The organism is Terriglobus sp. ADX1 (assembly GCF_036877645.1).
In the GTDB taxonomy this organism is placed as follows: domain Bacteria; phylum Acidobacteriota; class Terriglobia; order Terriglobales; family Acidobacteriaceae; genus Terriglobus.
The window spans coordinates 65,675-88,740 of sequence record NZ_JAEDXV010000010.1 but is presented as its reverse complement, the minus strand read 5'-3'; the positions used below and the strand labels follow the sequence as shown (position 1 = coordinate 88,740).

General features: G+C 57.8%; 22 protein-coding genes and 1 tRNA gene. 12 read left to right on the top strand and 11 right to left on the bottom strand.

Annotated elements, in window-relative coordinates; genetic code table 11:
• Positions 1–71: 71 nt before the first annotated feature.
• Positions 72–731, bottom strand: a complete 660-nt coding sequence (locus JAO32_RS08690) for a VOC family protein (protein WP_334239507.1) — start codon at positions 729–731, stop codon at positions 72–74.
• Positions 732–1,084: 353 nt separating this feature from the next.
• Here JAO32_RS08690 and JAO32_RS08685 point away from each other — a divergent pair, with 353 nt between their 5' ends.
• From JAO32_RS08685 to JAO32_RS08650, 8 genes are all read left to right on the top strand, one after another.
• Positions 1,085–1,600 carry an asparaginase domain-containing protein gene (locus JAO32_RS08685; RefSeq protein WP_334239506.1) on the top strand — a complete coding sequence of 172 codons (516 nt, stop codon included), beginning with the start codon at positions 1,085–1,087 and terminating at the stop codon, positions 1,598–1,600.
• 294 nt (positions 1,601–1,894) lie between these two features.
• Positions 1,895–1,979, top strand: a tRNA-Leu gene (locus JAO32_RS08680).
• Positions 1,980–2,004: 25 nt separating this feature from the next.
• The gene (locus tag JAO32_RS08675) at positions 2,005–2,304 is read left to right on the top strand and encodes a DUF3467 domain-containing protein (protein ID WP_083345557.1); all 300 of its coding nucleotides are present in this window, start codon (positions 2,005–2,007) and stop codon (positions 2,302–2,304) included.
• A 44-nt stretch (positions 2,305–2,348) separates the two neighbouring features.
• The gene (locus JAO32_RS08670; RefSeq protein ID WP_334239505.1) at positions 2,349–4,067 is read left to right on the top strand and encodes an ArnT family glycosyltransferase; all 1,719 of its coding nucleotides are present in this window, start codon (positions 2,349–2,351) and stop codon (positions 4,065–4,067) included.
• Positions 4,068–4,075: 8 nt separating this feature from the next.
• Entirely contained in the window at positions 4,076–5,650 is a 1,575-nt protein-coding gene (locus tag JAO32_RS08665) for a tetratricopeptide repeat protein (protein WP_334239504.1), read from the top strand.
• A 29-nt stretch (positions 5,651–5,679) separates the two neighbouring features.
• Positions 5,680–6,999, top strand: a complete 1,320-nt coding sequence (locus JAO32_RS08660) for an NfeD family protein (protein ID WP_334239503.1) — start codon at positions 5,680–5,682, stop codon at positions 6,997–6,999.
• A gap of 112 nt (positions 7,000–7,111) precedes the next feature.
• Positions 7,112–7,804: a hypothetical protein gene (locus tag JAO32_RS08655; RefSeq protein ID WP_334239502.1), complete on the top strand. Its 693-nt coding sequence runs from the start codon at positions 7,112–7,114 to the stop codon at positions 7,802–7,804.
• Between the two features lie 33 nt (positions 7,805–7,837).
• Positions 7,838–8,608: an SPOR domain-containing protein gene (locus JAO32_RS08650; protein WP_334239501.1), complete on the top strand. Its 771-nt coding sequence runs from the start codon at positions 7,838–7,840 to the stop codon at positions 8,606–8,608.
• A 96-nt stretch (positions 8,609–8,704) separates the two neighbouring features.
• Here JAO32_RS08650 and JAO32_RS08645 read toward each other — a convergent pair whose 3' ends face one another.
• Genes JAO32_RS08645 through JAO32_RS08605 form a run of 9 tightly spaced genes read right to left on the bottom strand, consistent with a single transcriptional unit; the run spans position 8,705 to position 18,325 of the window.
• Positions 8,705–9,424 carry a lysophospholipid acyltransferase family protein gene (locus JAO32_RS08645; protein WP_334239498.1) on the bottom strand — a complete coding sequence of 240 codons (720 nt, stop codon included), beginning with the start codon at positions 9,422–9,424 and terminating at the stop codon, positions 8,705–8,707.
• 3 nt (positions 9,425–9,427) lie between these two features.
• Positions 9,428–10,846, bottom strand: coding sequence for a UDP-N-acetylmuramate:L-alanyl-gamma-D-glutamyl-meso-diaminopimelate ligase (gene mpl / locus JAO32_RS08640; RefSeq protein WP_334239496.1), 1,419 nt, complete (start codon positions 10,844–10,846; stop codon positions 9,428–9,430).
• A 3-nt stretch (positions 10,847–10,849) separates the two neighbouring features.
• Positions 10,850–11,794: a S66 peptidase family protein gene (locus tag JAO32_RS08635; protein WP_334239494.1), complete on the bottom strand. Its 945-nt coding sequence runs from the start codon at positions 11,792–11,794 to the stop codon at positions 10,850–10,852.
• Positions 11,791–12,603, bottom strand: a complete 813-nt coding sequence (gene dapF, locus JAO32_RS08630; protein ID WP_334239492.1) for a diaminopimelate epimerase — start codon at positions 12,601–12,603, stop codon at positions 11,791–11,793. The genes JAO32_RS08635 and dapF overlap by 4 nt, the downstream gene beginning before the upstream one ends.
• Positions 12,600–14,357 (bottom strand): hypothetical protein, encoded by a 1,758-nt coding sequence (locus tag JAO32_RS08625; protein ID WP_334239490.1) that lies wholly within the window; start codon positions 14,355–14,357, stop codon positions 12,600–12,602. Before JAO32_RS08625 ends, dapF begins: the two co-directional genes overlap by 4 nt.
• Complete coding sequence (locus JAO32_RS08620; protein ID WP_334239488.1) at positions 14,347–15,288, bottom strand: PfkB family carbohydrate kinase; 942 nt, start codon at positions 15,286–15,288, stop codon at positions 14,347–14,349. Before JAO32_RS08620 ends, JAO32_RS08625 begins: the two co-directional genes overlap by 11 nt.
• A 26-nt stretch (positions 15,289–15,314) precedes the next feature.
• The gene (locus JAO32_RS08615; RefSeq protein ID WP_334239555.1) at positions 15,315–15,836 is read right to left on the bottom strand and encodes an AAA family ATPase; all 522 of its coding nucleotides are present in this window, start codon (positions 15,834–15,836) and stop codon (positions 15,315–15,317) included.
• Positions 15,837–15,856: 20 nt separating this feature from the next.
• A complete protein-coding gene (gene mtnP, locus JAO32_RS08610) occupies positions 15,857–16,723 on the bottom strand; it encodes an S-methyl-5'-thioadenosine phosphorylase (protein ID WP_334239486.1) in 867 nt (288 codons plus the stop codon).
• 30 nt (positions 16,724–16,753) lie between these two features.
• Positions 16,754–18,325, bottom strand: coding sequence for a hypothetical protein (locus JAO32_RS08605; RefSeq protein ID WP_334239484.1), 1,572 nt, complete (start codon positions 18,323–18,325; stop codon positions 16,754–16,756).
• Positions 18,326–18,448: 123 nt separating this feature from the next.
• On the opposite strand from JAO32_RS08605, the gene ygfZ reads away from it, so the two are divergent.
• The 4 genes from ygfZ (at position 18,449) to ribF (ending at position 22,126) form a co-directional block, all read left to right on the top strand.
• Positions 18,449–19,429, top strand: a complete 981-nt coding sequence (ygfZ, locus tag JAO32_RS08600; protein ID WP_334239481.1) for a CAF17-like 4Fe-4S cluster assembly/insertion protein YgfZ — start codon at positions 18,449–18,451, stop codon at positions 19,427–19,429.
• A 32-nt stretch (positions 19,430–19,461) separates the two neighbouring features.
• Positions 19,462–20,256, top strand: a complete 795-nt coding sequence (locus JAO32_RS08595; protein WP_334239479.1) for a DUF1844 domain-containing protein — start codon at positions 19,462–19,464, stop codon at positions 20,254–20,256.
• 95 nt (positions 20,257–20,351) lie between these two features.
• Entirely contained in the window at positions 20,352–21,161 is an 810-nt protein-coding gene (locus tag JAO32_RS08590) for an MBL fold metallo-hydrolase (protein WP_334239477.1), read from the top strand.
• Entirely contained in the window at positions 21,158–22,126 is a 969-nt protein-coding gene (ribF, locus tag JAO32_RS08585) for a riboflavin biosynthesis protein RibF (protein WP_334239475.1), read from the top strand. Before JAO32_RS08590 ends, ribF begins: the two co-directional genes overlap by 4 nt.
• On the opposite strand, the gene JAO32_RS08580 is transcribed toward ribF, so the two are convergent.
• Positions 22,123–23,037, bottom strand: coding sequence for a sugar phosphate isomerase/epimerase family protein (locus tag JAO32_RS08580; RefSeq protein WP_334239473.1), 915 nt, complete (start codon positions 23,035–23,037; stop codon positions 22,123–22,125). The two genes, ribF and JAO32_RS08580, sit on opposite strands and share 4 nt — an antisense overlap.
• Positions 23,038–23,066 lie beyond the last annotated feature (29 nt).

Below are 23,066 nucleotides of genomic sequence, written 5' to 3'. Positions count from 1 at the left end.
TCGGCTATCCACGAGCCAGGTTTCCGAATGAAACTGGTTGCTCGTTGGGTGCCTTCGTGATGAGCACCGGATTATTGCGGAAGGGTGGCGCCGGACTGTTCTGCGGCCATATAAGCGGCATACCAGTCAGCCCAGTTTTCGTCGCGCTGTCCGCCGCTGCGAGCCTCATGTTCGCCGTGTGCTGCAGCAGCGCGCCGAAGCGCGCTTGTCAGATCGTTTACCGACGCAAAGGTGGTCGCAGTAGAGTCAATGCGCCCCGGCAGTCGCGCGGTGAGTTCCTGGAATATCCAGCTATTCCCATCCGGATCATTGAATGAAGCGAAAGAACGATAGCTGCGATGCTCCGGGTCAGGCCCTTTCACGCGAATGCTTCCAAACAGGTATGGCTCATCTGATCCGGAGTACACGTTATCCCCACCATGAAATACATCGCTGACTGCGACACCAAGACTTAGCAAGTTCGCACGTGCCGCCTCGATGTCATCAACGATCAGATAAAGACCTTCTACGGAGCCGGGCGCTGCTGCTGTGACATTTCTGCCGAAGATGACGGAACACGCAGACCCCGGCGGCGTGAACTGAATCACACGAAAGTCGGTTCCGTTGTCGTAGTCGGCATCCAATCTCCATCCCAGCCTCGTGTAGAAGTCTTTAGCACGATCGATATCTGAGACAGGGATCACAACAATTTCGAACTTCATATCAATTTTCGCGATGCTCGCATCTGCCATGTCTTTTCTCCTTGGAGTCTCGACTGAATTGGAAGCTTTGCGATTGAATGCGAACGTCAGATGGTAGAGGCAACTGCTCCAAAAGCGCCACACTCAATACCCGTTTACGTTTTTTATTGGAAAACTTTTCGACGCTGCATCCTGATATGCCCCTGCTTGCGGCGCGGAGACAATCTTCATGGATTGAGTTTGTCGAATCTGTTTGTTTGAGGAATCTAACTGCTCATTCAGTAAGCCAACAGCTACATTGATCAGCGCGCAAAGGGGCCGAACGTGCCGAAGTATACACCTGCGATGAAGCGAAAATCTGAGAATAAGCCGTGTATTCTGCCGTATCGCCTATGATGTTTGTCATGCATCGCGTTCACCTGATTACTACTGGTGGCACCATTGAGAAGCGCTATGTGGAGCAGGCGGGCTCCATGGAGAATACGGAGCCGCAGATTCGCCGCTGCCTTTCTCTGCTTCGGTTGCCGGATATTGAAATCACCGTTGAAGAGTTGATGAACAAGGATTCCCTGTTCATGACGGATGACGACCGCAAACTGATTGCAGAACGCGTGGTGGCGAAGGCGATCGAAGGCGTTCCGGTGCTGGTGACACATGGCACGGATACCGTGGTGGAAACCGGCAAGGTGGTGGCCGACGCCCTGGCGCACGATGCGGGTGCTGGAAATGTGGCGGTGGTGTTTACCGGGGCGATGACGCCGTTTGGGATTGAGGGTTCAGACGCTATCCAGAACCTGACGGAAAGTCTGTTGGCGACCCGGTTGTTGACCGGTGGGGTGTTTCTGGTCTTTCATGGCGATGTGTTCCCAATTGGGCATGTGGCTAAAGATCGTGAAAACAGCCGCTTCCGGCATATCTAGGTACTTCGTACCGTTCTTGACGCTTCGCTCGATAGATCGCGATGCCCATCTGGATACCCGTTAAGCTTTCCTGAAGCATCTTAGTGGGTTGAAAGGAATGCAGGTCCTTCAGCTCCGCTTCGCTCCGTTCAGGATGACGGTCTTTGACCGTAGGAGCTTCGCCAAGGACGTTTGGGTCATAGAAGCCTTACCTTCAGCTTTTGGTATGGCGGAATGTTTCTGCACTATTCACGATTTCCGCGTGGTTCCGTGTCGGTATCGGCAGCAAAAGGCATTTAGACTGGATGCACGGCCGCGGGAGTGGCGAAATTGGCAGACGCACTAGACTTAGGATCTAGCGGAGCGATCCGTAGGGGTTCAAGTCCCCTCTCCCGCACCAAGAATCCTGTTTCACCAGAGAGATCATGAGCGACAACACACAGATCGAACCCACCCTACGCGTGACCCAGAGCGACGACTACAACGATGTGTACGCCAACAGCGTACAGATCCGCATGAGCGTGTGGGACTTCCAGCTTGTCTTCGGCACCATGCAGTCCAGCTCGCCCGAAGAGGTTACCTTCCTCACGAAGCAGGGCATCTTCCTGTCGCCCCAGCAGGCAAAGGCTCTGTTCAACATCCTGGGCCAGAACCTGGCACAGTACGAAGGCACCTTTGGCGAAATCAAGCTGGAGCCGCAGGCCCAGGGCGGACCGGTTCAGTAAGCCGCTTTCCCCTTTATCAGTAAGACCTACGGAGCGAAGAGCAAGTGACACGCAGGATCGACGCACAGGAACACGCGCCGATCTCTGTCACATGGCTCTTCGCTCCTGTATTTGCAGCAGTGACACTGCTGCACCTGACGCTGCTACGCCTGCCCTACTTCTGGGATGAAGGCGGTTATTACGTTCCGGCAGCGTGGGACTTCTTCCGACTGGGCACGGTGATTCCTGTCACGACAGTGCGCAATGCGCATCCTCCGCTGCCGAGTGTTGTGATGGCGGCGTGGTGGAAGATCTTCGGCTTTCATATTCTTTCGACACGTTTGTTGATGTGCGTGATGACCACGTTTGCGTTGCTGGCTGTGTTTAAGCTGGCGCGCATGTTTGTGGGTCAAACCGCGGCACTGGCTGTGTTGGTGCTTACGGCGATCTATCCGGTTTGGTTTGCTCAGAGCACGCTGGCACATGCGGATATGTTTGCCGCGGTGTTTACGCTGTGGGCACTTTGTTTTTATGCGGACCGGCCGGGATGGACGGTGACTGCTTCGCATGGGCATGTTCGACGCAATGCGGTGTGGGTGGCGGTGTTGTTTTCGCTGGCGTGCATGGCGAAGGAAACCGCGATTGTTATACCGGCTGCGCTGTTTTGTTTTGAGGTGATGCTGCTGGCGGATCGTCGGCCTGCAGTGATGGCGCTCATCCGTGGCGAAAAGCCTCAAGCTGCATCAACACTGCCAAATGAAGTTGGGATTCTTCGCGCCGCTCAGAATGACAGACGTTTGGATTGGCAGTGGTTGATTGCGTTAATGGTTCCTGCGTTGGTGTTGGTGCTTTGGTATGCGTATCACCACTGGAAGACGGGTTTCACCTTCGGCAATCCGGAGTATCTGCGCTACAACGCAACGGCGAATATGTCGGTTGCGCGAGTACTGTCGTCGCTGCGGCATCGGTTGGTACATCTGACGACGCACATGAATCTTTTCCTGCCGGTGATTGCAGCGATTGTGATTTTTCTGTTGGCTTCGCGGACAGGCAAACCAATTCTGCCGAGGCCTGCTGTGCGCATGATTGCGGTGTTGCTGGTGGCGCAGTGGATTGCGTTTTCAGTGCTTGGTGGTGCGTTGCTGACGCGGTATCTGCTACCTGCGTATCCGCTGTTGTTGATTGTTTGCGTGGCAGCGTGGCAGAGCCGGACGCGTTATTGGCCGTTGATTGCAGGATTATCGCTGGTTGCGTTTGGGATCGGGTGCGAGGTGAATCCGCCGTATCCGTTTGCGCCGGAAGATAATCTGGCCTACCGCGACATGATTGTGGTGCATCAGCATGCGATTGATTTTGTGACAAGTCGTTATCCGCAGGCGACGGTATTAACGGCATGGCCCGTGCTGGCGGATTTGCAGCGGCCTGAGCTGGGCTATCTGAAGCAGCCGATGAAGACGGCGGCTACAGAGAATTTCTCGCGCGAGGAGATGCGCAAGGCCGCGATGAACCCGGCGGCGTATGACGTGGTGATTGTGTTTTCCACAAAGTATGACCCGCCGGTGGGTGGGCTGAATTTGGCGGGACACAGTCGCGATGATGACAAGCGTTTCTACGACTGGCACGCCGATCTGCTGCCAGCAGAGGCTGCGGCGATGCTGCATGGGCACGTGGTGTGGGAAGAGGATCGCAAGGGTGAATGGGCGGCGGTGATTACGTTCCCGCGTGGCTATGATGTGCGGTTGCGGTCTCCCTTTTACGGCATGGCCTGGGGCAGCAAACTATAATCCTGCCTATGCGTCTGACCTCCTTCAGCCGGATTGCTCTTGTGGCTGCTGCCACCGTTGTTCCGGCCTTTGCGGCGCAGGCCCAGGAGGAAGCGGGCGGACGCGTGGTGCTGGTGCTGCCGTTTGATAACCGCTCCGGGCAAGCGAATCTTGATTGGATTGGCGAGTCGTTTGCCAACACGCTGAATGCACGGTTGCGGTCAGCAGGTTTCCTCACCATCTCTCGCGATGATCGCGTGTATGCGCTGGATCATCTTGGATTGCCGGAAGGCTTCCGGCCTTCACGCGCTACGACGATTCGTATTGCCCAGACGCTGGATGCGCAATTTGTGGTGGTGGGCAGCTTCAATGTTGCCGATGGAACCGTGACCGCCAATGCGCAGGTGTTGGCTGTAAACAAGCTGAACATGACGGCGCCACTGGAACAGAGTGCCGGACTGCCGCGTCTGCTGGACGTGGAGAACAACCTGGCGTGGCTGGTGGCGCGCACCATGGACCCGAAGCTCAATGTGTCGCAGACGACGTTTGAGGCGGCATCGGCAGGGTTGAAGCTGGACGCGTATGAGAGCTACATTCGCGGGCTTACCGCTCCTACTGCGGATGAACGTTTGAATCGACTGAAGACCGCCGTGCAGCTTGCACCGGATAACACGGATGCGCTGCTGGCGCTGGGCAAGATGCAGTACGCACGCGGCGATTATGAAGCTGCCGCAGCGACGCTGGGCAAGATTCCGACGAATGATCCGTTGGCGCTGGAAGCAGGTTTTTATCGCGGACTTGCGCAGTTTAACAATGCGAAGTATGCCGAAGCAGAAGGCGCATTTGCCACGGTAAGTACGAAGCTGCCATTGCCGGAAGTTGTGAATAACCAAGGTGTGGCGATGGCTCGTCAGCGGAAAGACGGCGTTCCGCAGATTTCTCGAGCTTCGCAGGCTGATCCGCAGGATGGGGATTACCACTTCAACCTTGCAGTGGGCTACCGACGCAAGGGCGATAATGTTCACGCCAAGGAACAAATTGATCAGGCAGTGAAGCTGCGTCCGAACGACGCGGAAGCGAAGCAGCTTCAGGCAGTGATTAGCGGGACGCAGCAGGCACCCGCAGGATTTGATCCGCAGGAACGTATTCGCCGCACGTATTCCGAAGCGGCTTTCCGGCAGGCAGCGTTTCAGTTGGACCAGATTCGTGCAGCACATCTTGCGTCGTTGCCCGCAGATCAACAGGCGGCTGCTTATACGCAGGCGGGACAGGATTATTTGAATCAAGGGCTGGTGCTGGAGGCGGAACGCGAGTTCCAGTCGGCACTGGAGGCCGATCCCAAGTCGCCAGAGGCGCATGCTGGACTGGCGATGGTGCGGGAACGCTCTGGCAATGCAGATGACGCGCGCAAGGAAGCGCAGGCAAGCCTGAATGCTAAACCAAATGCTGCCGCCTATCTTGTACTGGCGCGACTGGACATTAGCGCGAACAATAACGCTGCCGCCGCATCAGACGTGGGCAACGCGCTGCGACTGGAGCCTCAGAATGGTTCGGCGTTGGCCATGAAGAATCTGCTGGCAGGACGCGGGGTGTCGCTTCCATGAGGTGCTTCCGCTGTTGGTATACCTCGCTTTTGCTGCTTCTGATATTCCTGGGCGCACCTTCTTACGCTGTGCAGCCGACGAGGCCAGCACCACAACCATACGTGGTGGCGATTGAGTTTCATGACACCCTGCAACCGGCAAGTGCTGAGGTATTTTCCAATTCCATAAAGCGCGCAAATCGGCTGCACGCAGCGGCCATTCTGGTGAACCTGAGTTCGCCGGGAGGAATAAGCGCTTCCGCAGATCGCATGGTGGCCGCTATGCGGAGTTCGCAGACTCCCATCATTGTGTGGCTGGGTAGCGGAGACTGCCGCGTAAGCGGAGAGGCATTGCGGCTGGTGGCAGAGGCCGATCTGGCGCTGATGGATAAGAGCAGCTACCTGACTCCGCTGTGGACAGAGACGCCGCGCAGGCAGCGTCCACAGGATCGAGCGGCAGGGAGCAAGCGACTGACCGTCGCGCTGGCGGATGCACAGCGACGGCACGGCCGCCGACTGGATGCCGTGGATGAGCTCAGCAGCGGTATCCACTGGTTCACTGCGGCGGATGCGCTTCAGATGGGTTTGATTGACGGCGTGGCCGAAAAACAGGCGGATGTGTTTCGCTTTCTCAGGGACACGGGATATCGCAAGAACGGGGTCGTTAAGACGCTGGATCTGACGCATGCCCGTGTGGAAGTTGATCGGCCCTCGCCACAAACCGATCTTCTGCTTGCGTTGATGAATCCGAACCTGTGCGTTCTGCTACTGACGCTGGGGCTGCTGCTGATTTATCTGGAGATCAACACGCCGGGCGTCGTTGTTCCAGGGGCTGCGGGCGTGCTGCTGGTTCTGCTGTCCGTGTACTCGCTGACGCGGTTGCCTTTAACGGGCTATGGCATATCGCTGTGTGTTGTTGCGATTGCGCTGATGGCGCTGGAGGCTAGTAGTACTCGTCACGGATGGTTCGCCACGGCAGGTGTCATTTGCATGGTGCTGGGGCTGGGCTGGCTGGTGAATGGACCGCTGCCGGCGCTACAGGTGAGTTGGGGTACCGCGATTGGCGCGGGCGTTGGGTTTGGCGGTATGACCGCCACGCTGATGGTGATGGGCCTGGAAGCGCGGCGCTCCAAAGTGCGGACCGGATCTGACGCCATGCTGGGGTGGTTGGCTATCGCGCAGACACCATTGGCTCCGGAAGGACACATTCTGGTGCGTGGAGAGTTATGGAAGGCGCGTCTAACCTCAAAGGATAGCGCCGTGGCCGCTGGCGACCACGTAAAAGTACTGCGGGCCGATGGCATGCTGCTGGAGGTAACTGCCGTCCCCCTTGCCTCCAGCCTGGAGCAGCAAGGGATCGGGAACGCCTGAGGTAATTCCAGCGGTTCCTACGTCCATCCAGCGGAATCCGGCCACATCCGGCTGGCTTCGCGTAAACTGAAAACATCCGGTGAACATACGCCCGGCGAGGTTTTGCTGTCTGATGCCAAAGCGGTTTGCAACTTTCCTGATTGCTCTTCTGTCCCTTTCTCCCGCGCTGTCGCATGCGCAGGACACCCAGCCCACCGCCACCCGCGCGAGCAAGTTTTTCTCGCACTTTGATCTTGGCATCTCCGGCACGACCTTCTTCACGAAGGATGTCAGCGGCACAGTCACGAGCAATGCGCCAAATGCTCCGTACAACCTGACGCAGAGTGCAAGCACCGCAGCCGGTGTGCTGGCAACGATTCGTGCGCAGAAGTCGGCTTATAAGGGATTGGAATTCAACTACAGCTACGGCCGTGTGACGCAGAGCTATACCTGCTGCAACCTGAACGCCAGCACCGGTGCGAACAACGGCCCATTTGCCTCACAGACGACCGCCAGCGAATACACGTTCGGCTACCTGGTTCGTCCTCCGCATGAGATCTTCGGAATGCAGCCGTTTATCAGCGGCGGCGCGGGCGTGTATTCGTTCTCACCGACGAAGTATGGCGGCCAGAGCCTGCAGCCGCAGGCACGTATGGCGTACTACTACCACGTGGGCGGCGAGAAGATGTTCTCACAGAGCTTTGGCTTCCGCTTTGGCGTTCGCCAGCTCTTCTACAAGGCCCCGGACTTCGACCAGAACTATCTGCGTATCAAGAAGACCACCTTCACCACGGAACCTGAAGTGGGAATTTTCGTACACTTCTAACGCGGTAAAGATTTCTGCGAGAGGCAATCGGCGATGAGTTCCCTGTTCGATACGGATGACGATATTTCTCTCCGCACCCGTCGTGGTGCGGAGGATCGCAGCCGCGAACGTTCCGTGGAGATGGCCGACCACTCGCCTGCGGATCGTGAAGTGACGTTGAACACCGGAACGGTACTGGCGCTGTTCTTTGCGCTGGCACTTATCTGCGCTGTCTTCTTTGGTTTTGGCTACTCGATGGGCCGCAAGTCCACGCAGGCGCCGGTAACCGCCGCAAACTCTACGACAACGGATAGCTCTGCAGACGATACGGCTTCGACGTCACATAATGCCGCTTCGGACAAGCCCGCTCCTGGATCGCCGGCGATTCAGGCGGTGCCGGGTTACATGTCTCAGCAGGAAGCGAACGACGCAAACAGCAAGTCGACGCAGAGTGTTGCAGCGGCTCCCGCTCGTACGCCTGCGGTTCCGGCTCCTGCTCGTACCGCTGTTGCTGCAACTCCCCCTACTGCTGCGCCGGTTGTGCGGACTACACCTACACCTCCACCGGCTCCGGTGGCTGCTCCAGTAACTGCTGCTGCTGCTGCACCTGGCTCTGTGTATGTGCAGATTGCCGCGGTTTCGCACCAGGAAGATGCTGACGTGCTGAAGAGCGCGCTGGGACGTCGCGGATACAAGGTGGTGGAACGCAGCGATGCGAACGACCGCCTGATCCATGTGCAGATTGGCCCGTTCACGGATCGCAAGGCTGCTGAGGCCACGCGGCAGAAGCTGCTGTCAGACGGCTACAACGCCTTCCTGAAATAGCACTTCGTGCTGTTCTCGACACGCTACGCGTGTGTTATCGGCTGGAATGAGGACGTTGGATTCCTGCTGAGTTCGCAGTTCATTCCGCTCATTTCTTTATTCAGCTTCCAAAGGCTTCATTGAGTCTGGCAGAGCGCTGATGATGCGTCGTCGTACCTCTGCGACCATTGCAGAACGGTTGGGATAGTCTGCGGGATCGACCGGCGGCAGGAAAGTAACTTTCGCCACGCCGGGATAGACCCTGGAACTGCCCTTCCGCATCATGGATTCCGTGCCTGCAATGGCGACAGGAACAATGGGCGCGCCGGTGGATTGTGCAAGGTGGAATGGGCCTGCCTTGAATGCCTGCAAGCGGCCTGTTTTTGAGCGCGTGCCTTCCGCGAAGATGAGCATCGACAGACCGCCGCGAATCACTTCTGCGGCGTAACGCGCTGTGCGTACAGCGGCTTCACGGCCACCTTCCCGATGGACCGGCACATACTTTGCCAAGACCCATGCCTTGCCCAGCACAGGAATCTTTAGCAGCTCTGCCTTCAGCATGATGCTGGGTGTACCGGGAATGAGCGGCACCATGATGGGTGGATCAAGATTTGAAATGTGATTGGGGACGAAGATGGCTGCGCCGTCCGGAATGTTTTCACGGCCGTGCTGTTCCACTTTGATTCCCGCAGCGCGAATGCCGGCTGCGGCAATCCATTTGCCCACGCGGTACATGGGCTGGACGTTCTTCGTGAGAAGCGTCCACGGGATAAGGACGAGGCCCGCCGGAATACCGAGTCCGGCGAAGGTAATGACCATTTTGAATGCGGCCCACATAACTCAACGCGACCTCAGGGCTGCTGGCAGCTTGTTGTAAATATCGCCGAAGCCGCCGTTAGAGAGGATGGCTACGACATCACCGTTTTGCAGTGAAGATACAAGCTCCGCGGTGATGGAATCGGCATCTGGGAGCAGCATGGCCGGTACGCCTGCGATGTTCAATGCGCCAACAACAGCGGCGGGATGAAGGCGTTCTTCCGCGGGGATGTTCGCGGATTGATAGACCTCGGCAAGTACAACTCGATCAGCGATGGCGAGGCTTTCGACGAGTTCGCGTTCGAAGACGTTGCGGCGCAATGTGTTGGAACGCGGCTCAAGGACAGCGACGAGACGACGGCCCGGATACGATCCGCGCAGGGCTCGCAGCGTTTCGCGAATGGCCGTGGGGTGGTGCGCGAAGTCGTCGATGATGGTGATGCCGTCAATCTCTGCACGCACTTCCAGGCGGCGCTTCACACTGCGGAAGGTCTTTAGTGCTTCAACGATGGCAGCAGCGGGAACGCCTTGCCCTGCTGCGAGCGCGGCAGCAGCGGATGCGTTCAACGCATTGTGTTCACCTGCCATGGGGAGTTCGAGGTCTGCGAAGTGTTCGCCCTGGCGTAGAAGAGTCCAGCGCGAGATAGCTCCTGCCTGAAAGTTGGTTAGTTTCCAGAACGAACCTTCTTTGAATCCGTAACGCTCCACAGGACAGAATGCTTTGACGATGCACTCCGTTACGTTCTCGCTGGCATCGAAAGCGATCAGGCGACCGCTGCGCGGGATGAGATTCACCAGGCGCTTGAATGCTGTTTTGACTGCGGCTAGATCTGCATAGATATCTGCGTGGTCAAACTCGACGTGCGTGAGGATAGCCGCAGTTGGAAAGTAGTGCAGGAACTTGGGGCCTTTGTCGAAGAAGGCTGTGTCGTATTCATCGCCTTCAAGGATGAAGGGCGATGACTCGCGTACTGCGAAGCTTGTGCCGAAGTTTTCTGCAACGCCACCGATCAGGAATGATGGCGTGAACTGCGGGTTCTGCTTCGATGCGGTCTCGTAAATCCACGCGAGCATGCTGGTAGTGGTGGTTTTGCCATGTGTGCCGCAGACGACAAGCGGTTCGCGGTTGCGCAGAAATTCATCGTGGATGAGCGCAGCCATGCTGGTGAATGGCAGACGGCGATCGAGCACCGCCTCAAGCTCTACGTTGCCGCGCGAGATGGCGTTGCCGATGACGACGAGGTCTGGCGCGGGATCGAGATGTGCTTCGTTGTAAGGCTGTAGCGGCGTGATGCCCATCGCGAGAAGTTGATCGCTCATGGGCGGATAGGCCGCTGTATCCGAGCCGGTGATGCGGTGTCCTTGCGACTGCAACATGCCTGCGAGTGACGCCATTGCGGTGCCACAGATACCGATGAGATGGATGTGTTTCGTTCCTTGCATTTCTTACTCCACCGCTGCTTCCAATATCTGCAACTCTGCCGTATCAGCGCATGTGAGACGCGTCTTCACTCCCAACGGCAGCGTTACGTTCGGCGTATTCACATGGCCGCATTGCAGGCCGATAGCGATTAGGCCATTCCAGTTGCGCAGATTGTGCAGCAATGCTTTTTCAATCAGTGCGGCTTCTTCTTCATCCGCCGCGCACTGTGCCATGTCGCCAAAGATGATGCCCTTCACACGATCCAGCAGACCTGCGTATTGCAGATGCAACATCATGCGATCCCACTGATAAGGATGTGTGCCGACTTCCTCAACGAAGAGGATAATGTCGCCTGCGGGCATCTGCATGGCCCAGGGTGTTCCGAGCGATTCGGTCAGTAGCGCGAGGCATCCGCCGTAAAGTGTGCCTTCGACTTTGTCGCCGGTGCGCAGAACACGCATGCCTTCGCGCTCGGTCAACGACCATGGCTGTGTCAGTTCCAACGCGTGACGCCACGAGCGCAGATCGACGCCATCTGCGAGTACTTCGCCTCGTGCGAAGTCTGGGGAGATCATGGGGCCGTAAAACGTGTGCAGACCGCATGTCTGCGCGAACCACAGATGCAGCGTGGTGTGATCGCTAAAGCCGATAAAGGGTTTGGGATTTGCCTTGATTAACTCTGCATCGAGGTGCGGCAGAAGTTCAGCAGCTCCCCATCCACCACGCGTGCAGATGATGGCATTGATGGAAGGATCGCGGAAGGCATCGTGCAAATCTTTGACGCGTGCAGCAACGTCGCCTGCGTAATAGAGCGGTCCTGATGCGAGTGCAGACGGGAACAACACGGGCTCGTAACCAAGCGATGCGAAGCGCTCCATACCGCGTCGCACTAATGGTTCCTTTGGTGTGCTGGCTGGTGACACAACGGCTACGCGCGCGCCAGGCTTCAATCTTGCAGGACGAATCACGCTTCCATCCCCTGCAGGCTGACCTCGCCTTTGCAGACAATCTGCGCCGGGCCAGTGAGCATTAACTGTTCACCTTCGTTCCATACGACCCGCTGCGCGCCACCAAGAGAAGATGCTTCGAGTGTGCGGTTGCAACCGCGCAGAACAATGCTGGCTGCGGAGGATGCGGATGTTCCTGTGCCGGAGGATTGCGTGGGGCCAACGCCGCGCTCGTAGATACGGAAGGCAATTTCATTGGGTGCGATGACGCGCACGAATTCCACGTTGGTTCCTTTGGGAAAGTCTGCGTGCGTGCAGATGCGTGCGCCGAGGTCTTCCCATGCGAGACCGTGTGACGCGAACTCATCATCGTTGGTGAAGATGACGAAGTGAGGATTGCCCACGTCGACGACTGCACCCGCTACATCACCCACGCCTTCGACATGAACGATGCGCTCTTCCACTTTGGGAATGCCCATCGACGTTTCAATGAGGAAGTGTTCTTCGTTGCATTCGATAACGCGGCAGATTTTTTCACCGCCGGGTGTGCCCATTTTTGTTTCACGAAGACCTTCGCTGTAGCCGAGCCATGCAGCGACGCAGCGTGTTCCGTTGCCGGAGAGTTCCGCTTCGGAACCATCTGCGTTGAAGAGACGCAGGAAGAAGGAACCGTCAGACTTACGTGCGAGGAACTCCACACCGTCAGCGCCTACGCTGTAATTGCGCGAGCACAGCAGACGGGCCATCTGCGCATGTTTGCCGTTGGCAAGCGTCTCTTCGACGATCAAGAAATCATTGCCGCACGCATGCGCCTTTACAAACGGAATCACTGAACCCCTCCCTGATACACATCGCTGCGGTAGAAACGCGCGCAGCCCTGGCCACTGTTGCAGACCACTTCAATTTCGCTGAGACCTTCCGGATGCGCGGCAACCGCCTTTGCTACAGGATCACCGTCGATAGCAACGATAACTTTTGCGTACTTTGCAGGTGCCTGCGCTGCCTTATTGAAGGTTTCGGAATCGAGCGGGCTAATCAAACGCTTCAGCGGAATGCCTGCGTCCTGAATCGCACCGATGTGGTCGTTGGTGTTGAACATGATGGTTTCGCCCGAGCCGATGTGCAGCATCTCCTGGGCAAGCGTTTTCTCAAACGGGATGCGCGTGGTTGCGTTGACCATGCCTTCCTGAAAGACAAGCGGCGGCGCGGTGAGCCACTTGGGAATCTTTGCATCTTCACCACGGATTCTTTGCAACAGAGTGCCGAAGGTTCCCATCATGGCAAAGACATTGAAGAGGATGGCGACGAGTACGAGAAAGAAAAAGATGTCCGACTTCTTCTTGCTTTGTGCGCGTAACTTGCGCTCTACCGCGGCCAGTGCGATGGCTGTGAAGATGGCGAAGACCGGCAGCAGCTCCATGCCGTAACGCGAGTTGTAATACGACCCCGGATACAACTGCGGAATAAACATGGGAACACTACCCCATGCGATGGAGTAGACGTAGAACGGCAACGGCACCCACAGCAGAAGCACAACACGCGAGAGGCGCTGTTTCCATGCGAGGTACGAACCGATGATGGCAGCAGCGAGAACGCCGAAGCCGAGTTCGTATGCGACCGCGTCTACCTGCGCGGCGCGTGTGAAGTAGATGAAAGCCCAGCCAGGGTTATGCATGCCGCGACGCGGCTTTGATCCCGGTGGCGTGGTCTTTGCTTCAATGGCCTTTGCGGAATATGGTCCGCGAATGAAGTCTAGCCAATCGCCTTCGTACTTTGCGTTGTACCAAAGCCAGAGGATGGGGCCAGCGACGGTGATGAGTGTCATCACGATGAACGAAGTCTGCGTGGCTTTGCGTGTGACTCCGCCGGAACGCCACCATGCGATGGCGAGTACGAGCCAGATAGCTGCGCCGAGAATCCATCCGTCGTAGCGCGTCATGACCATGGCAAATGTGAGGATGCCGCTGATGATGAACCGCCACTTCACAGCGCGAATCTTTGCGGCCTGCAGAGCTTCGACCGCTTCATATGCGACGACGACCGACCACACCATGAGCGCAAGGAACAGCGGCTCTGTCATGGCGGTGGTGGCCAGGTACATCAGATTCGGATTGAGCGCGAAGAAGGCTGTGGCAGCGAATGCCCATGCCGGTGGAACCAGTTTGCGTGCCAGCGCGTAACAGCCGGTGTTTGCAAACGCGTATGCGAGCAGCGAGGGCCATGCACCGGCAACGCCGTTCTGCCACCAGTCCATTCGTTGCACGAACGGCAGCATGAGCAGATGCGGCAGGGGAAGCCATACGCCGCCGAGTTGTGCGATGCCGGGATACCGCGCGTCGAGGATGCGGCGTGCGATGCCGAGATGCGCAACAGCATCGCCATACAACAACATCCATCCGCGCGATGCGACGACCATCAGTGCGAGGAAGCCGAGCACTACCGAGGCCAGCGCGATGGGTCGCAACTCATCGCGCGTGGCCGGATAGACGGCATTGGGATCGTATGGACGGCGCGGCACAACGGCCTTGCGCACCACAGTGCGAGGCGAACGCAGCGGCTGGCCCGGAATGGATTTACGCGGCATCGAGATCCAGGTGCGAGATTTCGCGGAACAGTTTAAAGCGGGCTTCGATCTCTTCGCGTGTAAGCTCCTGCACGCGTTCGGAGCCGAACTTTTCTACGGCGAATGAACCCATCACACCGCCGTAGAACAATGCGGTACGGAAGACGCGCGGTGTGAGTTCAGGCTGCGATGCGATGTAACCGAAGAAGCCTCCTGCGAACATGTCGCCTGCGCCAGTGGGATCGACGACTTCTTCAATCGGCAATGCGGGTGCGCGGAAAGGCACGGTATTCATTGCGCCGGGGAATGAGCGGTCACAGAAGAAGGCCGTTGCACCATATTCGCCGTGCTTGATGACGAGCGACTTCGGGCCCATCTCCATCACTTTCTTTGCGGCGGTGACGAGGTTATGTTCACCGGTGAGAAGACGCGCTTCGCCGTCGTTGATGACGAGAACGTCAAGCTCTGCGATGGTCTTGAGCAGGTTCGCCTTGTGGTCGGCGATCCAGTAATTCATGGTGTCGCCCGCGACGAGCTTGGCGTTGGGGAACTGCTGGCGCACGCGCAGTTGTAGCGTGGGTTCGATGTTGGCGAGAAAGAGATAGTCCGAGGACTTGTAGTTCTCCGGCACCTTGGGATCGAAGCTGCCGAAGACGTTCAACTCAGTGTTGAGCGTGATGGCTTCGCTCATGGCACCTTCGTACTTGCCGGTCCAATGGAAGGAGAGGCCGTCGGCATGTTCGATGCCTGTGGTGTCGATGCCATGTTTCGTGAGTGTCGCTTCGTGTTCAGCGGTGAAGTCATTGCCAACTACGCCGATGACCTTCACATCCGTGAAGAAGCGCGCGCTTTGTGCGAAGTGATACGCGGCACCGCCCTGAATGCGAGCACGATGCTCCTTTGGTGTGGTCAACGTATCGAACGCAACAGAACCAACGACAACAATCGACATAATCTAACTGAGAACCTTTCCAGTGTTTAATTCTGCTCCTGCAGATGAAGGCAATAAGGAAATATCTGCTGCGCTGCTTCTTCCGGTGAAACATTATCCGTAGCGATAGCCAAAGAAGGTGCAGGCATATGTGCATCTTCAAACGCACCGCTGCTTTGCAATTCTTTAAAAAGAGCAGCAGAGGTAAGCTTCCCTCCTACAGCTCGGGATGGATTACCAAGACGTGACAGCAGCGTATCCGGCGCACAGGTGAGGCGTACAAAGAAGACCTCGCCACCCTGCGTCTCCACCAGTCTTGCAACCTGTTCTGCAAAATCCGGACTGACCGTGGGTTCCGGTGCAAAGGTAAAAATCATGCCCTCCACACCGGCTGCACATGCTTCCCGCATGACGGAAAGCCACATTTCCTCTCGCAACATGCGAAATGGTTTTGAACCAAATTCGAATGTCGAAAGGAGCATGTCAACGACAAGATGATTATGAAACAGTTTGTATCCCGTTTGCTTCGCGACAATGCGGGCAACGGTCAACTTCCCCGTTGCCGGCATGCCGTAAAGAAAGAGGAGCTTCATCCTTCGTACTTATCCAGGAAGATGGCCAGCTTTTCGCGTGTTGCTGCGGGGATGGCCTTCTTGTCGGTCATGATGGCGAACTTCAGTGCAGAGGCGACGGGCGTGTTGCTGTTGTCCTTGGGTAGCGCTTTGACTGCGCCCTTCAGCACTTCCTGCGCGTTCTTTGTGTTGGCGTGGATGACCTGCACGATCTGGTCGACGGTGACATCGTCGTGGCTTTCGTGCCAGCAGTCGTAGTCAGTAACCATGGCGAGTGTCGCGTAGCTGATCTCGGCTTCGCGGGCCAGCTTGGCTTCCTGCAGGTTGGTCATGCCGATGACGTCTGCGCCCCATGAGCGATAGAGGTTGGACTCTGCGCGGGTGCTGAATTGCGGGCCTTCCATGTTGATGTACGTGCCGCCGAGCTTGCCGACGACGCCTGCCTCCTTGCAGCCCTGCTCGAATGCCTTTGCTGCGACGGAGCAGATGGGATCGCCGAATGCTACGTGACCCACGATGCCGTCGCCGAAGAAGGTGGCGTTGCGGGCGAAGGTGCGGTCAATGAACTGGTCGGGGATCACGAAGTCAGTTGGCTTGTGCTCTTCCTTCAACGAACCCACTGCAGAGATGGACAGGATGAAGCTGACGCCGAGCTTCTTCATGGCGTAGATGTTGGCGCGGAAGTTCAGCTCCGTGGGGAGGATGCGATGACCGCGGCCGTGACGCGCGAGGAATGCGACCTTGCGGCCTTCGAGCGTGCCGAGCACGATGGTTTCCGAGGGATCACCGAAGGGCGTCTCCACCTTGATTTCTGTGGTGTCCGTCAATCCCGGCATGTTGTACAAACCGCTGCCGCCGATGATGCCGATCTCTGCCTGTGCCAATTTCTTTCTCCAGATGGTTAGGTAACAAAACTATTTATGAAATGCCACGCGCATCCCATAATCGAGTGCCGCTTTGGGGATGCCGGGCATCAGGTTGCGCAAATCCGAGGTAAGGTCGTGCATGGGCTGCGTTGCTGCCTGCTGCAGCGGGCCGTGTCCCTGCACTTCGCGGTAGAGTGCTTCCAGTTTCTTTGCGGTGTCGCGGTCAAATCCTTCGCTGAGGAAGACGCCGCCGCTGTCATCCAGCGAGAGCCACACATCGCCTTCTTCGGTAGTAAAGAGGAGATGATCGTCGTCGCCGTTGGGAAGATCCACCTGCTTCAACGAACGATACTTTCGCGGAAGCTGGCTGGCGTAAATCTTCAGGAACGAACGCGCAGAATCCTGATTCTTCCACTGCGAGTAATACACGATGCCGATGGAAGATGGCGAGGCTTTATCTACGCCCGTCTTCTTTTGCGCGGCGTAATAGATGCCGCCGTTCCATGCGACTGCAAGCGGGTCGGCCATGGCGCGACCACCGAAGAGTTCCGTGATGATGCGGACGTCAAGTTCGCCCATGACACCTACGTCGTACGGGTCCCATTCCTTGTCGAGCAGTGGATGCACATTGGGCATGGTGAGCACCGGGACGGGTGTGTGATTCATGTAGTCCTGCGGGTGCATGACCTCATGCGAGGATGTGGGCGGCCGATCGAGCGTGCCCGCGAAGGCTGCGTCGACACCCTTTGCCTGCAGGATGGCTTGTTCAAATGCGAGGCCCTGGCCGTACGGGAATAGCAGCGATTCCTGCAACAACAGAGGCGCGCGAGAGAGGACGGGCGAGCCGCTGGTGTCAGACGACATTTCGCGCACGCGTTCGCCGAATTCCGGCGCGTCCTTCAGCGTTTTGCCCATGGGCTGCAGCTCGTAGTCGACGAAGACCGCCATGGCCTGGCCTTCCGTGACGGATTCGCGCGCGGTGGAGGCTTCGTCAAGCTGGATGTGTTCGTTATCTTCGCGCACGTTTTTGGCGATGGCAGTGGGGGCAGGGTTGCCCCACTTCTCCAGCCTCACGTGATCATCCTGCACGGCATGCGTCAGTTCATGTGCAAGAACGGGCTTCTGCTCTTCCGGCTTCACCCAATCGAGCATGTTGACCGTGCGTGTTTTGGGATCGTAGAAGGCGGCAACCTGTTCCGTGAGCAGGCTCAGGAGGAAGGGCTGCAGATGGAAGTCGCGCTCGATGAAGCCGAACTTCTTCAGCACCAGTTCGCTGCGCTGAAGACGTTTTGCCCCCTCGTCTTCCTTCATGCGGTCCATCAACTCTTTGTTGACTTCGGGGCGCGTAAGCAGGCGGCGTTTGACCGGGCGGGTGGCTTTCAGGTGCGAATCGGACGAAACGAACCCGATGACCTCATCGACGCTCTTGAAGAGGTCGGCCGCCTGCGACTTGGTCATGTGCGTTTCGGCGTCGGTCTGCGGTTTGGCGGTTTGCGTGGGGGGTGGCGCCGTAGGCGGAGACTGCACCTGCTGCGCATAAAGCAAGGCCGGGGATAGAGCCACGGCAATTACGGCAAGCGTCGTCCAGGGGGCACTGCAGGCAGGCTTCAAGTCAGTCATAACTCCGCGTGTCCGCTGGCGTACAGGCAGCTTCGCCGTCGCGGAACCTATAATCCAGTGTACGGGCAAGTGAGCCAGTTTGGCCGCACGGAACCGCTTGCCGAAGTGTGCCTTATGCAGGAAATGACATCGCTCAGCGCCGTTGACCAACTCCATGCCCTTCGCACCGGCGCAGGCGTGGCTTCACTTGCCTCCGGATGGATTGCCGTGACCGGCAGCGACCGCGTGCGGTGGCTGAACGGCATGGTGACGAACTCCGTGCAGGCATTGACGCCGGGCGAGGGTGCGTACAGCTTCCTGCTAAGCGCGCAGGGCCGTATTCAGGGCGACCTGACAATTTGGGCCAAGCCGGATCTGCTGTTGCTGGAAACCAGCCCCGCGCAGGTGGAAAACATTATGGCGCTGCTGGATCGGTTCATCATCATGGACGATGTGGAACTGGCCGATGAGAGCGCGCGGTGGCACGGCATGCTGGTGGCAGGGCCGCAGGCGGCGGAGAAACTGACCGCTGCTGGGGTTGCCGTGCGTGCGACGAAGCTGCTGAAAAAGTTGACGGTTCCCTATGCGGGGACAGAGGTGCAGGTGGTGTGCGCCTACAGCCCGCTGGTGCCGCGTTTTGAAATCTGGTCGCGCGATGAGGCTGTGCTGGCGCAGTTGCGTGCAGCGCTGGTGCAGGATGGCGTGGCAGAGTGCGATGCCGATGGGCTTGAGTTGCTGCGCGTTGCAGAAGGAACGCCGCGCTATGGCACCGATATCCGCGATCGTGATCTACCGCAGGAAACGAACCAGGCACGCGCGCTGCACTTTAACAAGGGCTGCTACCTGGGACAGGAGATTGTGGAGCGCATCCGTTCGCGCGGCAATGTTCACCGCACGTTTACCAGCTTTGCCTTGACTGGCGATGTACCTGCGCCGGGAACTCCGCTGGAGGCTGAAGGAAAGCCAGTGGGTGAACTAACCTCTGTAGCGGCTTCTGAGATTGACGGCCGACGACTTGCCCTTGGATTTATTCGCCGCGAAGCATTGGATCGTGGCCTTGCCATTACCTACGCCGGCGGCACTGCGGTGCAGGCAAATGCGCTGGAAACTGCCGCAGCATCTTAATTTTTTACGACCCCTGAAGAGAGACACGACCCATGTCCGAGAATGAACAAAATAAACCCTTTGTGATTAACGACCGCCGCAAGTTCCGTTTGGACGGCGAACCAGTGGAACCGCGTCCGGAAACTCCCGTTGCCGAAACTACGGCCCCGGAAGCAGAGGCCTCGACGCCGGAACCGACGCCAGTTGCCAGCAAGGAACCCATTCCCTTCCCCGTGCGCGACGCTGCGCCTGCATCGAACTCGGCACACACGGTAACGCCGGTGCCGGAGCCTGCAGAAGAAGACGTCGCTGCGGAAGCCGCGGCTGCCGGCGAAGAAGAGGCCAAGCTGCCGCCGCCGACCGCCGAAGAGATGGAGCAGGTCCGCTCCGCATATGAAGCCACGGCAGAACGCATTGAGACGATGATGCGGTCGCAGAACCTGGGCGCGGAGCACCTGCCGCCCATGGACTTCTCGCAACTGGTGCAGTCCATCTACATGTCCGCCATGATCCAGCTTGGTGCGGGAACGCAGCAGGGGCAGCAGGCGCGTGTGGACCTGCTGGGCGCGAAGCAGAGCGTGGACATGCTCTCAGTGATTGAAGAGAAGACTGCCGGCAACCTGACAGAACAGGAAAAGAATCTGCTGAACTCCGCACTGTTTGAGTTGCGCATGGGATTCCTGGAGATAACGCAGTTGCTGGCGCGTCAGGCGCAGTCACGGCAGACCACGCCTCCTCCTCCGGGAACGCCGCCGGGCGGTGGGTTCAGCGGTGGTGGTGGATTCAGTGGTGGCGGTGGATTTGGCGGCGGTGGTTTCAGCGGCGGCGGACCAAAGATCGTTCGCTAGCGCTGCAACATCCTATCTGCATTGATCTTTGTTAGCCGAGAAGGAACGGACCGATCGCCGCGCACGAGCCAAATATAACGCTACCGAATGCCGAGTTGCTTTTCCTTGGCACAGGCACATCGATGGGCGTGCCCACGCTGGGTTGTACCTGCGCGGTGTGTACGTCGACTGATCCGCAGAACAATCGGACGCGGTCGTCAGTTGCGTTGCGCTATGACGATGCAGAGGGCACGCAGCGGACTGTCCTGGTGGATACCGGGCAGGAGTTCCGCATGCAGGCGCTGCGGTTTGGCGTGAACCGCGTGGATGCCGTGTTGTACACACATGGCCATGCGGACCATGTGCTGGGCTTTGATGATCTTCGTCCGCTGACCTTTGGTAAGGATGCGAATCTGCCGCTGTACGCGGATGATCCCACTGCCGACATCATTGAACGTATCTTCGATTACACCTTCCGCAAGAAGGACCGCTATCCAACGAGCGCTCGCGTGGATCTGCATCGGTTGAGCGGCGAGCCGGGCACGACGATTGATCTGTTTGGCGCAACGATTGAGCGCATTCCCGTACTGCATGGGCGACATTTGATTGCGGGATATCGTTTTGGTTCGGTTGCTTACCTTACGGATATGAGCGACCTGCCTGAACAGTCATACGAGAGTCTGCAGGGGCTGGATGTGGTGATCCTGGATGCGCTGCGACGTGAGCCGCACCCCAGCCACTCTCACCTGGAGAAGTCCATCGCCATTGCGCAACGCATTGGAGCGAAGCAGACGTACTTCACGCACATCTCGCACGATCTGGATCACACGCAGACCGAAGCGGAATTGCCTGCGGGGATTCGCCTGGCGTATGACGGGTTGCGACTTCCTTTCCACATTCACAAGAACGATGAGGCTGCACAGTGAAGATTTATCGCAGCCTTGCGGAAGTACCCGCCGATCTTGGCACCACCGTTGTGACCATTGGCAATTTTGATGGAGTTCATTGCGGCCACCAAACGGTGATTCGCGAAGTGATTGCGCGGGCACACGCGTTGCATGCGAAGGCTGTGCTGGTAACGCTTGATCCACATCCCTCGCGAGTGCTGCGGCCGGAACGCAAGCTGCAACTGATTACGCCTACCGATGTAAAGCTGGAGTTGCTGGGACAAACAGGGTTGGATGCAGTGTTGTTACTACCCTTTACGCGTGAGTTTGCCGCGACCAGCGCAAAGGATTTCTGCACGACTGTGCTGCGCGATACGCTGCATGCCGTGGAAGTGTACGAGGGCGAGAACTTTCGCTTTGGTTCGGGAGCAGAAGCCGATACACATTCGTTGGAAGCACTGGGACAGAAGCTTGGCTTCACCGCGAAGACGTTTGCAGCGATTGAGTCAGGCCGGGCGAGTATCTCCTCCAGCCGCATTCGGCAGGCAGTTGCAGAAGGCAACATGACTGCGACGCGACACATGCTGGGACGCGAGTTCTTCGTGGATTCAACGCCTGCGCGTGGACGTGGATATGGCACGAAGTATGCTGTGCCGACGATTAACCTTGCTAACTATGACGATCTGTTGCCTGCGCATGGCGTGTACATCACCGATCTGCGGATTGGTTCAGGCGACAATGCAGTCACGTTTGAGGGTGTGACGAATATCGGCAATCGGCCTACGTTTGGCCCGGATTCGTTTGCCGTGGAGACGTACCTACTACGCTTTCATCCTGTCGACCTGACGGAAGAGACGCCGCTGCGCATGACGTTTCATAAGCGTCTTCGCAGTGAGCAGAAGTTCGCTGATCCTGAAGCGCTGAAGACGCAGATCTTCAAGGATGTGGCGCGCGCAGAGCGGTGGTTTGCCTTGCGGCGCGCGCTGTCCAACAACGTCCGCTAGAAGATGTTTCGTAAATACTTGTAGTCAATCGCGGCTGCTTCGAGTGGCGTGTGGACGGTCATGGGCGGGTCCTGCTCAACGAAGAAGTGCTGTACACCTGCAGTGCGCGCGGCAGCAATCACCGGTTTGTAGTCGATGTGGCCCTCGCCAAGTTGCGTGGGGTGAGGCATGCCCGGGCCGCCCATAACCGTGGTGACCTTAGTCGATGCCGGGAAGTCTTTCACGTGGATCACGCGATACCGCTTGGGGAAGCGGCGGAAGTAGTCGACCGGATTCGCACCCGCTGTAATCATCCATCCGCAATCGAGTTCGAACTGCACCAGCGCTGGATCCGTTTCGGCTAAGAGGATCTCGTAACCCGTCTTGTCGCCCCCCAGGTCACGGAATTCGTGCGCGTGGTTGTGATACGCGAACTGAACGCCAGCTTTTTGCGACTGCTCGCCGATGCGGTTGGCAAGTTCTGCGATCTTCTTGAAGTCGTCTGCGGTGAGCTTGTTCAACTTGTCCAGAACACCGGCCATGCCTGCGGTGGGCGCTTCAGGCAACAGGATGGAGCTTGCTGCGTAGGGCACGCGAAGATCGTTCGCCTGTTGCAGGATCTTGGCCGTGTCTTCAAAGCCGAACTGCAGATGAGCCGCGGGACACTTCAGGCCACTATCGTCAATGAGAGCGCGCAATGCCTTGGGGGTGAGTTTCCCAAAGCCGGAGACCTCAACTTCATCGTAGCCAATAGCTTTTACCTGCTTCAGTGTTCCCGCGGGATCCTGCGTCAGTGCCGCACCAACCGTGTAGAGTTCCAGCCCAATTGGATTGCTCTCCGCGGCCCACGCGGTGTTCGCTCGCGATAGAGAAAGCGCAACCACCGATGCTGCTTGTACCAGAAATGTTCTGCGGGAATGCTGAAGCGTCACGTTGTAGCCCTCTCCATAGCGCACCCAAT